The following is a 13,138-nucleotide window of genomic DNA, read 5'->3' on the forward strand; positions in this document are numbered from 1 at the left end:
CCCGTTTCACTTGGCGTCGCAGCTCCTGCGATCAGAACCGGCCAGCATGACGTCCCTGTTTCCACGGACACCAGCCATGCTGCAGACCCTGGCCATCGCTCACTATCGCTCGCTGCACGGGCTGGTACTGCCGCTGCAGCCGTTGAACGTGGTCACCGGTGACAACGGCAGTGGCAAATCCAGCCTGTACCGCGCGCTGCGCCTGCTGGCGGAAACCGCCCAGGGCGGCGTCGCGGCGGTGCTGGCCCGCGAAGGGGGACTTGGTTCGGCGCTGTGGGCCGGCCCCGAATCCATCGATCGCCGGGTCGCGGCCGGCGAGATCCCGCTGCAGGGCGGGCCCCGGCAGGCGTCAGTGGGGCTGAAGCTGGGATTCACCACCGACGAGTTCGGCTATGCCATCGACCTGGGCTACCCGCCACCCAGCCGTTCCGCGTTTGCGCTGGATCCGCAGATCAAGGCGGAGGCGATCTGGGCCGGGCCGTTCCTGCGCAGCGCCAACCTGCTGGTCGATCGCCGTGGGGCAATGGTGCGCCAACGCCATGCGCACGGCTGGGATCTCGTGGATGACCGGTTGTCGCTGTTCGACAGCCTGTTCACCCAGGTCGGCGATCCGCAGCGCATGCCGGAAACCATCGCCCTGCGTGAGTACATCCGTCGCTGGCGCTTCTACGATCATTTCCGCAGCGACGCCGATGCCCCGGCGCGACAACCGGCGATGGCAACGCGCACGCCGGTGCTGCATCACGACGGGCGGGATCTGGCGGCGGCCTGGGTGACCATTCTCGAGATCGGAGATCCGGTTGCGTTGGCACGCAGTGTCGATGATGCCTTCCCCGGCGCCACGGTCGGCTTCGAAGAGCTGGACGGTCGACTGGCCCTGCGATTCCACCAGCCCGGGCTGCTGCGGCCGTTGTCGATGGCCGAATTGTCTGACGGTACCCTGCGATTCCTGCTGCTGGCCGCGGCACTGCACACGCCGCGGCCACCGCCGCTGCTGGTGCTGAACGAGCCGGAGACCAGCCTGCATCCGGACCTGCTGCCGGCGCTGGCGCGGCTGATCATCGCCGCCAGTGCGCGCAGCCAGGTGTGGGTGGTGTCACACGCCAGCCGGCTGATCGCGGCGTTGGAGCAGGCGCCGGGCTGCCACTCGCTGCATCTGCACAAGGAGCAGGGCCGCACGCTGCTGAGCGGGCAGGGCCTGCTGGATGCGCCGGCCTGGCATTGGCCGCAGCGTTGAGACATCGATCCGGATCCGGTAGATCCACGCCATGCGGGGATGCACTCAATCGGCGATGTTGCGTGCTTCGGCCGTGCCAAGGATTTCCGGGTGCTGCACCGGCTTGCGGCGGTTCAGCAGCGGATGCAGGAACACCGCGCCGACAATGATGGCCACGCCCAGGTAGAACCACGGCGTGACCTCGTGCTGCTCGCGCAGCAGCACCACCGCCAGCACCACCGCATAGACCGGCTCCAGGTTGGTCACCAGTTGAACCGTATAGGCGCTCAGGTGGCGCAGCGCGACCAGGGCCAGGGCGAACGGCAGCAGCGTGCAGAACCCGGCCAGCACCAGCAGCAGGATGCCGTCGTGCAGATTCGGGACCACCCACAGCGGGCTGGCCAGTGCTGGCAGCAGGTAGGGCATCAGCGGTGCCAGCAGGGTCAGGGTGAGGGTGCCGGCCCCCAGCTCCAGGGCGGTGACCGTGAGCGGATCGGCGTGGCTGACCATGCGCTTGTTGAGCGAGCCGAACACCGCTACCAGCAACGCCGAGATCGCGCCGATCAGTACACCCAGGCGCATGCCATCGGGCACGCCACCCACCACCAGCGCCACGCCCGGCAGTACTGCCAGGCCGAAGGCCAGTTCACGCAGCTGGAACGGCCGCTTGGCCACCCACGGTTCGATGATCGAGGTGAACACCGGCGCCAGCGCGATGCACGTGGCGGCCACCGACGCGTTGGCCAGCTTCACCGCACCGTAGAACGTCAGCCAGTGCAGGGCAACCAGTGCACCGATGCCGGCGTAGCCGGCCACCAGCCGCAGGGGCAGGGTGCGCAGCCCGCGCCACACCCGTGGCAGCAGCGCCAGCATCGCCGTCACCAGCAGCATGCGCCACCACACCAGCGGCAATGCGGGCAGGGTGATCAGCTTGCCGAGGATGGCGGTGACGCCCCACAGCAGGACACAGAAGTGGATCTGCCACAGCGCTTTGCGGGTGTCGGGTGTGCTCATCCGCCTATTGTGAGGCAAGGCGAACGTCGCAGCGCTACCCGCGTGTGGGATCGCTGCCCTGGTCAACCCGCCGCTGCAGGGCCATCGCCGCCGCCGGGTTGCGTGCCTTGCCCGCGCCGATGCACAGCAGGTAGACCTCGCGCGGGGTTTCCGGAGCTGGCGCGGCCAGGCAGGGCAGGTCATCCACCGGTTCGCCGCGTGACCAGCGGTGTGCGCGTTCGGCCCAGCGCTGCTGCACGGGCGCCGGCAGACCCTCGTTCAAGCGGGCCTGGCTGCGCTTGATCCGCGCATAGACGAAGCCGGCACTGACATCGCCGTGCAATGGCGCCTCGTCGCTGTCCTCGATCACCAGCGCCACGCCGTGGCGGCGGGCGGCGTCGACCAGTGCCGGGCCATGTGCCTCGGCGTTGCGGACCTCCAGCGCATGCTGCAGCGGCACCCCTTCCAGATGCTTCGGCAGCTGTGCCATCAGCCGTTCCAGTGCTTCGGCGTCGGCCGGATGCCGTGGATCGAACTGCCACAGCAGCGGGCCCAGCCGGTCACCGAGCGCAGTCGCCGCCTGCAGGAAGGGCGCGGCCGCCTCGACCGTGCTGGACAGGTCGCGGCGCTGCACCAGGTAGCGTGGCGCCTTCATCGAGAACCTGAAGCCTTCCGGCGTCTGCGCGGCCCACTGCGCGCACTGCGCGGCGGTGGGCGTGCGGTAGAAGGTGCCGTTGATTTCGATGCAACGCAGGGCACGGCTGGCATGGGCCAGTTCTTCACGCTGCGGCAGGCCCACGGGGTAGAAAACGCCGCCGCGCCATTCGGGAAACACCCAGCCACCGATGCCGCAGCGGATCGCTCCGGCGGTCACTGGCCGTGGTCCGCGCGCCACGGGTCGTAGCTGCCGAACCACCACAGGTAGCCTTCCGGGTCGGCGCAGGCATAGCCACGGCCGCCGTAGTCCTGGTCGGCGATGTCGATGACGATTCGGGCACCGGCGGCCTTGGCCCGGGCGTAGTGCGCGCCGGCATCGGTGACGATCACGCAGGCACTCTGCGTCTGGCGGCCGCCGACCTCATCAGGCATCGCCGCATGCTCGCTCCACGCGCTCTGGTTGCTGGCCGAGCCCAGCATGATCATGCCGGTGCCGAAGGTCAGCTGCGCATGGAACACCGTATCGCCATCGGCGTAGACGGCCTGGGCATGGAAGCCGAAGGCGCGCTGCAGCCAGTCGATGGCAGCCTGCGCATCGCGGTAGCGCAGGCACGGAATGATGGTGGAGCCGCTGCTCGGTTGGCCGTTCTCGCCCATGACACCCCTCCTATGGCACAGGGCAGGGTGCAACGCAGAACGTTACCATCCCGCGAAACCCCGGTGACGGCCTGCACATGGCCGCCACCCCTGTTCGGAGATCGTGCTGGATGAAACCCTGGATTGGAGGAGCCGTGCTGCTGGCGTGCACGACCATGGCGAGCGCTGCCACCCCGGCGCAGCTGCAGGAGCTGGATGCAACCGTCGAGCGCGTGCGCGCGCAGTTCGACGTGCCCGGTATTGCGGTGGCGGTGGTCAAGGATGGCGAGGTGGTGCTGGAGCGCGGCTGGGGCGTGCGCGAGCAGGGCAAGCCGGAACCGGTGCAGGCCGATACGCTGTTTGCCATTGCGTCCAACACCAAGGCGTTCACCGCTACCTCGCTGAACCTGCTGGCCGAGGACGGCAAGCTGAAGATGGACGACAAGGTGATCGACCACCTGCCGTCGTTCCGCATGTCCGATCCGTTCGTGACCGGCCAGATGACGATCCGCGACCTGCTGTCGCATCGCAGCGGACTAAGCCTGGGCGCCGGTGACCTGTTGTTCTGGCCGACCACCTCCTACAGCAATGCCGAAGTGGTGGAGCGGCTGGGCAAGGTGCCGCTGAAGGGTGGATTCCGCGAGGGCTATGCGTACGACAACATCCTGTACGCGGTCGCCCAGCAGGTGATCGAGCATGTTTCCGGCATGAGTTACCAGCAGTTCCTGCAGACCCGCATCTTCGACAAGGTGGGCATGGCCGGTACGCGCTACAACGCCGATCACCTGAAGCCGGGCGACAAGGCCGCGGTCGGCCACGCCAAGTACGATTTCAAGGACCTGCGCACCGTCGCGCCGCTGACCTGGTCGAACAATGCCGGCGCCGGCGGCATCTATTCCAGCGCGCACGACATGGCGCGCTGGATGCAGGTGCAGCTGGCCGAAGGCAAACTGGCCGACGGCACGCCGTTGTTCTCCGAGAAGAGCCAGCAGCAGATGTGGCGGATGATCACGCCGCAGTCGATCCCGGCGCCGAGCGTGCCGGAGCTGGCACCGGCGCGGGCCAACTTCGCCGGCTATGGCGAAGGCTGGAGCCTGAGCGACTACCGCGGGCAGAAGCTGGTCTGGCACACCGGTGGCTGGCCGGGCATGGTTTCGCGGCTGACCCTGGTACCGGGCGAGAAACTGGGCGTGGTGGTGCTGACCAATCAGGAAGTGGGCGCGGCGTTCAATGCGATCACCCTGAGTGTGCTCGATGCCTACCTGGGCGGTGAAAAGCATGACTGGGTGGACGCCTATGCCAAGGCCGTGGCCAAGGGACAGGACAAGGCCGACGAGGCGTGGGCCAAGCACCAGAGCGCGCGCGACAAGGGCAGCAGGCCGTCGCTGGCGCTGGCCGGCTACACAGGCATGTTCCGCGACCGCTGGTATGGCGACATGCAGGTCAGTGCCGGGGGCAAGGGACTGCGCCTGCGCTTTGCCAGGACCGCGCAGCTGAGCGGACGCCTGGAGCACTGGCAGCACGACACCTTCATCGTGCGCTGGGACGACCGTTCGCTCAACGCCGACGCGTTCGTGAACTTCAGCCTGGACCCGGACGGCAAGGTGCGCGAGGTGCGCATGCAGCCGATTTCCGACCTGACCGATTTCAGTTTCGATTTCCAGGACCTGCTGTTCACCCCAGTGAAATGACGCCGCCGGGCGTGGCCCGGCGCTGACGTTTGACGAATCCGATGGGTAGTGTCGGCCGCTGGCCGGCAACCTCATGATCCCCGGATGCGTCGCAAGGGTGCCGGCCAGCGGCCGGCACGACCGCAGCCGCAGCGATCGTCGGCCGGCGTACACATGCGGCATGGGATACTCCGCCAGCTAAAGATGGCGAGGGAATGCGATGTTCCGTTGGTTTGAATCCCTGATTCCGGTGTTCCCGCCCGTGGACGGGCGGATGCCTCCGCGCAAGGTGCTGCCGTTCTACCTGCACTACCTGCGCCCGGTGTGGCCGGTGCTGCTGGCCACGCTCATCGCCGGCCTGCTGCTGGCGCTGGTGGAAGTGGCGATGTTCGATTACCTGGGCCGCATCGTCGACATGGTCGCCGAGCAGCCCGGTGCCGACTTCTTCAAGCGCCATGCCAACGACCTGGGCTGGATGCTGTTCATCACGGTCATCGCGCGTCCGATCCTGGTCGGCCTGCACAACCTGCTGGTCAACCAGGCCATCGTGCCCGGCCTGAGCAACCGCTCGCGCTGGTTGATGCACAACTATGTGGTGCGGCAGAGCCTGAGCTTCTTCCAGAACGACTTCGCCGGCAGCGTCGCCAACCGGGTGATGCAGACCGGTACCTCGCTGCGCGAGTCGGCGGTGCAGATGGTCGATTCGCTCTGGTACATCGTGGTCTATACCGGCACCGCGCTGTACCTGTTCGCGCAGGCCGACTGGCGGCTGATGGTGCCGCTGATCCTGTGGCTGCTGGCCTATGCGGTGATCATGGTCTACTTCGTGCCGCGCGCGAAGGAACGGGCCTGGATTGCGTCCGAAGCGCGTTCCAAGGCGATGGGCCGCATCGTCGATGGCTACACCAACATTCCCACGCTGAAGCTGTTCGCCCATGGCGGGCGCGAGCAGGCCTACGTGGCCGAGTCGATCCAGGAACTGGCGGTCAAGCACCGCGCGCAGACCCGGGTGACCACCGGCATGGACCTGACCATCGCCATCGTCAACGGTTTCCTGATCGCCGGTACCTGTGGGCTGGCGCTTTGGCTGTGGAATGGCGGCCACATCACCGTCGGTGCGATCACGCTGGCGACCGGCCTGGTGATCCGCATCCACAACATGTCCGGCTGGATCATGTGGACCATCAACGGCATCTTCGAGGACATCGGCACGGTGCAGGATGGCATCACCACCATCGCCCAGCCGCTGACCGTGCAGGACCGCGAGGATGCAGTGCCGTTGCAGGTGACCCGTGGCGGCGTGCATTTCCAGGACATCCACTTCCACTACGGCAAGAAGGGTGGCGTGATCGCAGGCCTGGACCTGGTGGTGAAGCCGGGCGAGAAGATCGGCCTGGTCGGTCCTTCGGGTGCCGGCAAGTCGACCCTGGTCAATGTGCTGCTGCGCCTGTACGACCTGGAAAGCGGCCGCATCCTGATCGACGGCCAGGACATTGCCTACGTCACCCAGGAAAGCCTGCGCCAGCAGATCGGTGTGGTCACCCAGGACACCTCGCTGCTGCATCGCTCGATCCGCGACAACCTGCTGTACGGCCGTCCAGACGCGACCGATGAGCAGCTGCGCGCTGCGGTGGCCAAGGCACGTGCCGAAGCCTTCATCGATACGCTGGTGGACGGGCAGGGGCGTCGTGGCTACGACGCACATGTCGGCGAGCGCGGCGTGAAGCTGTCCGGCGGCCAGCGCCAACGCATCGCCATTGCCCGCGTGCTGCTGAAGGACGCCCCGATCCTGGTGCTGGACGAAGCAACCTCGGCACTGGACTCGGAAGTGGAAGCGGCGATCCAGGACAGCCTGGATGAGCTGATGGGCGGCAAGACGGTGATCGCGATCGCGCACCGGCTGTCGACCATCGCGCGCATGGACCGGTTGGTGGTGATGGACCAGGGACGCATCGTGGAGACCGGCACCCACGCCGAACTGATTGCGACCGGTGGCCTGTACGCACGGTTGTGGGCGCGACAGACCGGTGGATTTGTTGCTGCCGATCAATGATCGCTTCGGGGGCGGATCCCTTTCCGCAGGAAAGGGCTCTGACCCCAGCGTGTTTCCGGAGACCTGCATGATCCGCCCCCTGCGCTCCCTGTTGCTGGCACTCAGCCTGGTTGCCACGGTTGCCACGGCTGCGCCGGCACCCATGGACGGCGACCAGCTCGAGCAGGTCGTCCTGCTCAGCCGTCACAACCTGCGCGCGCCGGTGGTAGCCTCCGGCGCGCTCGCCAACGCGACGCCCGAGACCTGGCCGCGCTGGGAGGTGGCACCGGGCGAGCTGACTACCAAGGGAGGCGTGCTGGAGGTCTACATGGGCCGCTACATCGCCGAGTGGCTGCGCCAGGCACAGCTGTTGCCGGTGTCGGGTTGCCCGCAGGAGGATGACTTCCACGCGTACGCCAACAGCCTGCAGCGCACCCAGGCCACCGCGCAGTTCTTCGTTGCCGGTGCTTTCCCGGGCTGCCATGTTTCGGTCGAACAGCGCATGCCGTTGGGCTCGATGGATCCGTTGTTCGATCCGGTGATCCGCCGCGACGACGCGGCATTCCGCACGCGCGCGCTGGAGTCAATGCAGCGAGCGCTGGCCGCAGCGGACCTGGCACCGGCTCTGTCCGTGGTGGAAGAGATCACCCGCTATCCGCAGTCGGCGGCATGCAAGGGGCACAGCGACTGCCATCTGGCGCTGGCCGATACCACCTTCAGTACGGAACCGGGCAAGGAGCCTCGCGCATCCGGATCACTGGCGCTGGCCAGCGGGCTGGTCGATGCCTTGTTGATGGAGCACTACCAGGGCAGTGGCATCCCCCGCGAAGGCTGGGGCCGGTTGACCACCGAGGCGCAGTGGCAGGCGTTGGCGCAGATCCGCAACCGCTACCAGGACATCCTGTTCGGAACGCCCGAGGTGGCGCGGGATGTGGCCGCTCCGCTGCTGACAAGAGTGAATGCGTTGTTCGACGACCCGGCGTCGCCGAAGGTGACCCTGCTGGTCGGTCACGATTCCAACATCGGCTCGGTGCTGGCGGCGTTGGGAATCAGCGACTACAGCCTGCCGGGGCAGTACGAGAAGACACCGATCGGTGGCCTGCTGCAGTTCGAACGCTGGCGTGATCGCCACAGCGGGGTGGAACGGATCCGCCTGGCCTACGTCTACCCGACCACCGCGCAGCTGCGCGATGCGCTGCCGCTGGCCAACGCGCAGCCGCCGGGCCGCGTCGTGCTGCGTGTGCCGGGGTGCGCGGCTCAGGGGTGCACCGTCGCCGAGTTCCAGCGCCTGCTGCATCCGAAAGCCCGCTGAGGCGCGCTGCTAACGCAGCGGCGTGCGCACGATGCCCTGCGTGGCCATCAGCGTAAGGTCGCCGCCCAGCCGTGGCGAGTGGAACGGGCCGCGTGCATGCGCGGCGTCGAACACGCCGCCGTCAGGTGAGCGCAGGCGGTAGAACTCGACCCAGCCGCTGGCCTGCAGGGGCAACTGGGCAACGCCGGTGTGCTGGTTGAACCATGCAGGGTCCTTGCTGCCTTCGATGACGCGGCGGGCAAGGCGGTCAATTGCATGGTCCTTGCTGGCATACCAGTCCTGGCCGCGCAGCCGCGCCAGCTCGGCCATCATCACCAGTGGCGCCAATGCGTAGTCGTGATAGTGCAGGGCCCGTTGCCCGCGGGCCATCTCCAGCGGCAGGCTGCCATCGTCCTGGATGTCATCGATGCCCTTCTGGAACGCGGCGTGGCCGGCCTGCCACAGGGCGTCGTCGTCGGTGGCCAGTCCGGTGGCCAGCACGCCCAGCCCGCCCCAGTGGTAGTGGTTGTTGCGGCGCCGTTTCGGATTGTCCCAGTACGCCAGATTGGCCCGTGCCAGCTTCTGCAGCCACGGATCGATACGCGCACGCTGCTGCGGGTTGGCCTGGTCATGCACTTTCAGGTAGGCCATTGCTACCGCATCGAGCATCCACTGCCGCATGTAGAACGACTGATCGTTGTTGACCCGGATCATCTGCCCGAGCATGGCGCCGTCGTCGGCCCACGCACCCAACCAGCTCAGCGTGCACTGTGCCGCTGCCGGGTCACCGTTGCGCAGGTAGTCATCGCTCATGCGCGCCACGTCGGCGGCATAGCGGTCCAGCGGTGCAGTGGCGTCCTTGTTCTGCTGGTTCAGTACCGGGTCGATGATCGAGCCGACTTTGTCGGTGTAGTAGCCAAGCGCGCGGATGTCCAGCTGGCCGGGCGGCGGCGCGGGGCAGGCGGCGAAGGCACCCGCACTGGCCAGCAGCGTGGGCAGCAGGGCGAGGCGCAAGGGGAGAGACATTGGAAACCGGCGGAAGGGGGAATCCGGCGAACGATGCGCCTGGCCATGTTGCCGGCATGTGATGCGGAGATGGTCTGGCGATCCCCCACAAACAGATCGGCCCGGGTTTCCCCGGGCCGCTCCGCTTCAACTCACACCACCCCGATCACTCGATCGGCTGGTCCAGCATCAGCTGGCGTGCGAAACGCACCGGCGGTGCGCCGTAGGACAGTACCTGGTCGTGGTACGCCTTCAGGTTGAACTTGTCGCCCAGCTTCTCCTGCACCGCCTTGCGGGTGTCGAAGTGTTCCTGCGCACCGACGAAGTAGGTCGGTAGCTGTGCCGAGGTCAGCTGTGCACGCACCCACTTGCCCGCCGCTTCGCTTTCCTGCTGGAACGCGTCGTGGGTCATCAGGTGCATTGCCTTCTCGCGATCCCAGTTGTCCACGTGCACGCCCTGGTCGAGGATCGCGTTGGAGATCGTGCGCAGGTAGAACTTCAGCTGCACCAGGTGGAACAGCGGGTCGTTGTTGAGGTAGCCCTGCTCCTGCATCATGCGCTCGGTGTAGACCGCCCAGCCTTCGGCGAACAGGCCTGAACGCAGCACCGCACGCAGGGTGGAGGGGAACTTGGCCGAATGCCAGCCTTCCAGGTAGTGGCCCGGGGTGCCTTCGTGGATGCTCAGCAGGTGGATCATGCGCGAGTTGTACTCACGCAGGAACGAGTCGACCTGCTTGTCGTTCCAGTCGTCCGGAATCGGCGACACGGCGTAGAAGGTCTTCAGGTTCTTGTCCAGCGGACCCGGTGAATCACAGTAGGCCACGGCCACGCCACGCTGGAATTCCGGCATCAGGATGATGTCCACCGGCGCGTCGGGCAGCGTCATCAGATCGTGCTCGCGCACGAACGCGGTGGACTGCTCCAGTGCGGCCTTGGCATCGTCGACGACCTTGTCGCGTGCCGGCTTGTCGGCGTAGGCCAGCTCCAGCGCAGCTTCAATGGCCTTCTGCTGCTGCTCGTCGGTCGGCTGGGCCGGCATCTCCGGCGCACCCGGCTTGTCCTTCAGCACGGTCTGCGCGATGCCGTACATGTCTTCGCGCACGCGCTTGAGTTCGGCGCGTGCACGCTCACCGATCTCCTGGCGCGACAGCGAGGAGCTCAGCGCGAACTTCAGCTTCTGGTCGTACTTTTCCGCACCGATGCGGAAGTCGCCCTTGGCATTCGGCACCAGGGTCTTGTCCAGCCAGGTCTGCTGCTCGTCCACCGCCTTCTTCAGGCCGTCGATGGCGGCCTGCAGACGCTGCTGGTCGGCCTGCGGCAGTTCACCGATGTGGGGGGTGATGAAGGTATCGACGATGCTGAGGATGCCCTTGTTCTGCTTGGCCACCGTCTCGGCATGGATCTTCGGCACGCGCGCCGGATCCAGGTTCTCGCGGGCCTGGGCGAAGATCGCCGGCAGCTTTTCCATGCGCGCGGTGGCCGACTTCAGGCGCTCCGGGAGCGGCGCGAACTCGCGCGCCATCAGGCCGTAGATCGCGCTGCCGGCGATGCCGTTGTACAGCTGCGGGTCCCACTTGCCGGACTGCAGCACTTCGGCGTTCCATATTTCCGACTGCAGCTGGTTGCGCAGGATCGCTGCGTCCACCTGGTTCTCGCGGCCCAGCTTGGCCACCTCGATCTTGTCCAGCTCGCCCAGCAGCGCCTTGTAGGCGGCCAGGGTCTTCTGCTGGCCGGCGGCACTGAGGTCGTCCAGCTCGCTGTCGTAGCGGTGGTCACCGATCTGGGTAGCGCTGACCGGCGACAGCTGCATCCAGGTGTCCAGGGCGCGCTTGGACAGGTCGGCGAAGGCGGCATCGACCGCCGCGTCACCGGCCTGCTGGCTGGTGGCCGGGGTGGAAGCGTTGGTCGGGGCGTCGGCCGGCTGGCAACCGGCCAGCGCGGCGACCAGGGCGAGGGCAAGAAGATGCGGGCGCATCGGCGTTCCTGTACAGGGTCAAACCCTGAGCATAGGGCCGCGTGGCTGCTTTGTCCCCGTGCCATAGGATTACCATGGGCGCAGACAAGGACCCTCCAAAGGAGCGCAGAACATGGAATACCAGGGAAGCTGCCATTGCGGCAGGATCGCATTCACCGTACAGGCCGGGGCGCCGATCAGCGACGTCATCGACTGCAACTGCTCGATGTGCCGCCGCCGTGGCAGCCTGCTGTGGTTCGCCCCGCGCGAAGCGTTCCAGCTGAGCACCGATCCGGCGGACGTGGCCACCTACCACTTCAACAAGGCCCACATCGACCATCACCATTGCCGCGAATGCGGCATTGCCCCCTACAGCGAGGCGGTGGATCCACGCAGCGGTATGCCGATGGTGGCGGTGAACGTGCGCTGCGTGCCTGCAGTGGATCTGGCCACGCTGGCGGTGACCTCCTACGACGGGGCCGCACTGTGAGGCCGGTGCGCGCGTGGACGTGCATGGCAGCAATGCCGGTGCTGCTGCTGGCGCTGGGCGCCTGCGCCAAGCAGGGCGACATGGCGGCGGATGCGGGCGCCACGGCGGCCGAGGCTGCCATCGCTTCACCGGAAGGCGCATTCCTCGCCTACGAACACGACGTGCAGGTGCAACTGGAAGCGGCGCAGATCGCACCGCGCATCCAGCAGGTGGCACAGGCCTGCCAGAGCGCGAAGTTCGGTGACTGCGCGGTGCTGCAGGTAGACCAGCGCAGCGGCGAGCAGCCCAGCGGCGAGGTCAAGGTGCGGATTGCACCGAAGGGCACCGAGCCGTTGATCGCGTTGGCCGGTGAGGGCGGCACGCTGCAGTCGCGCAACACGCGTGCCGAGGACCTCGCGCAGGCCGTGGCCGACACCGCGCTGACCAAGGCGCGGCTGGAGAAGGAACACGCGCGGCTGCTGGCCTACCAGGACCGCAAGGACCTGAAGATCGAGGACCTGATGGCGATCACCACGCGGCTGTCCGAGATCGAGGCGGGTGTCGAGCAGGCCAGCAAGGATGCCGCGCAGCAGCGCCGGCGCATCGATACCCAGCTGGTGACGATCCATTTCGATACCACGTCCGGCCAGCGCAGCCGCAGCGAGATCGGCGAGGCGCTGAGCGAGTCGGGCAGCATCCTCAGCACCAGCGTTGCGTTCCTGATCCGAGCCGTTGCCGCGCTGCTGCCGGTGGCGGTGCTGGCCTTGATCGCGGCCTGGGGTGTGCGGGCATGGTGGCGCCGCCGCCGTCGCAAGCTGCCGCCCAACCTCTGAGATGGGGGCTGATGCCGGCAGCCCGCCGGCATCAGCCCTCGTCGGTCTCGTACTCGACGAACACATCCAGCTCCAGCGCCAGTTCCTGCACTGCGTCGCGCACCTTCTGCGCGGTGCTTTCATTGCCGACTTCCACTTCCAGCTCATGGATGCCCGGGCCGATGTCGTCGGACAGCCCGGCCGAGCTGGAATCGTCGTCGTCCATGTGCGGCATCAGATCGTCGGTTTCCTCGACATGCTCGATGCCCTCCAGGCCGAGCAGCAGGTCGCTGATGGCACGGGCGTCGTCTTCAGTTCCGGTGATGCGCAGTCGCAGCATGGCCATGGCGTAGGTACGTTGTGGAGTTGCCTGCAGCCTAGCCAGCGCCGGGCAAAGAACGGG

Annotated in this window: 12 protein-coding genes; 6 read left to right on the forward strand and 6 right to left on the reverse strand. The window is 67.1% G+C overall.

The window, feature by feature from the left end; translation table 11 throughout:
• Positions 1-76: 76 nt before the first annotated feature.
• On the forward strand, positions 77-1,237 hold the full coding sequence (locus AC5P5X_RS13050; RefSeq protein WP_024956273.1) for an AAA family ATPase: 1,161 nt from the start codon (positions 77-79) through the stop codon (positions 1,235-1,237).
• Between the two features lie 45 nt (positions 1,238-1,282).
• On the opposite strand, the gene AC5P5X_RS13055 is transcribed toward AC5P5X_RS13050, so the two are convergent.
• The 3 genes from AC5P5X_RS13055 to AC5P5X_RS13065 are packed head-to-tail and all read right to left on the reverse strand — an operon-like array spanning position 1,283 to position 3,523.
• A complete protein-coding gene (locus AC5P5X_RS13055) occupies positions 1,283-2,230 on the reverse strand; it encodes a DMT family transporter (RefSeq protein ID WP_012479593.1) in 948 nt (315 codons plus the stop codon).
• 34 nt (positions 2,231-2,264) lie between these two features.
• Positions 2,265-3,083, reverse strand: a complete 819-nt coding sequence (locus tag AC5P5X_RS13060) for a DUF72 domain-containing protein (protein WP_099485269.1) — start codon at positions 3,081-3,083, stop codon at positions 2,265-2,267.
• Positions 3,080-3,523, reverse strand: coding sequence for a VOC family protein (locus AC5P5X_RS13065; protein WP_099485268.1), 444 nt, complete (start codon positions 3,521-3,523; stop codon positions 3,080-3,082). The genes AC5P5X_RS13060 and AC5P5X_RS13065 overlap by 4 nt, the downstream gene beginning before the upstream one ends.
• Positions 3,524-3,633: 110 nt before the next feature.
• On the opposite strand from AC5P5X_RS13065, the gene AC5P5X_RS13070 reads away from it, so the two are divergent.
• From AC5P5X_RS13070 to agp, 3 genes are all read left to right on the forward strand, one after another.
• The gene (locus AC5P5X_RS13070) at positions 3,634-5,193 is read left to right on the forward strand and encodes a serine hydrolase (RefSeq protein WP_099485267.1); all 1,560 of its coding nucleotides are present in this window, start codon (positions 3,634-3,636) and stop codon (positions 5,191-5,193) included.
• Positions 5,194-5,392: 199 nt separating this feature from the next.
• Positions 5,393-7,225 (forward strand): multidrug efflux ABC transporter SmrA, encoded by a 1,833-nt coding sequence (smrA, locus tag AC5P5X_RS13075; RefSeq protein ID WP_099485266.1) that lies wholly within the window; start codon positions 5,393-5,395, stop codon positions 7,223-7,225.
• 67 nt (positions 7,226-7,292) lie between these two features.
• Positions 7,293-8,516, forward strand: a complete 1,224-nt coding sequence (agp, locus tag AC5P5X_RS13080) for a bifunctional glucose-1-phosphatase/inositol phosphatase (RefSeq protein WP_111117849.1) — start codon at positions 7,293-7,295, stop codon at positions 8,514-8,516.
• A 9-nt stretch (positions 8,517-8,525) separates the two neighbouring features.
• Here agp and AC5P5X_RS13085 read toward each other — a convergent pair whose 3' ends face one another.
• Both AC5P5X_RS13085 and AC5P5X_RS13090 read right to left on the reverse strand, forming a co-directional pair.
• The gene (locus tag AC5P5X_RS13085; protein ID WP_495215995.1) at positions 8,526-9,521 is read right to left on the reverse strand and encodes a polysaccharide lyase; all 996 of its coding nucleotides are present in this window, start codon (positions 9,519-9,521) and stop codon (positions 8,526-8,528) included.
• Positions 9,522-9,666: 145 nt separating this feature from the next.
• Positions 9,667-11,475, reverse strand: coding sequence for a DUF885 domain-containing protein (locus tag AC5P5X_RS13090; RefSeq protein ID WP_005408718.1), 1,809 nt, complete (start codon positions 11,473-11,475; stop codon positions 9,667-9,669).
• Between the two features lie 112 nt (positions 11,476-11,587).
• On the opposite strand from AC5P5X_RS13090, the gene AC5P5X_RS13095 reads away from it, so the two are divergent.
• Both AC5P5X_RS13095 and AC5P5X_RS13100 read left to right on the forward strand, forming a co-directional pair.
• Complete coding sequence (locus tag AC5P5X_RS13095; protein ID WP_012479600.1) at positions 11,588-11,944, forward strand: GFA family protein; 357 nt, start codon at positions 11,588-11,590, stop codon at positions 11,942-11,944.
• Between the two features lie 23 nt (positions 11,945-11,967).
• On the forward strand, positions 11,968-12,756 hold the full coding sequence (locus AC5P5X_RS13100) for a DUF4349 domain-containing protein (protein WP_005412726.1): 789 nt from the start codon (positions 11,968-11,970) through the stop codon (positions 12,754-12,756).
• Between the two features lie 31 nt (positions 12,757-12,787).
• On the opposite strand, the gene AC5P5X_RS13105 is transcribed toward AC5P5X_RS13100, so the two are convergent.
• On the reverse strand, positions 12,788-13,081 hold the full coding sequence (locus AC5P5X_RS13105) for a hypothetical protein (protein ID WP_005408721.1): 294 nt from the start codon (positions 13,079-13,081) through the stop codon (positions 12,788-12,790).
• Positions 13,082-13,138 lie beyond the last annotated feature (57 nt).

This window comes from Stenotrophomonas sp. YJH_SMC_91 (genome assembly GCF_059368495.1).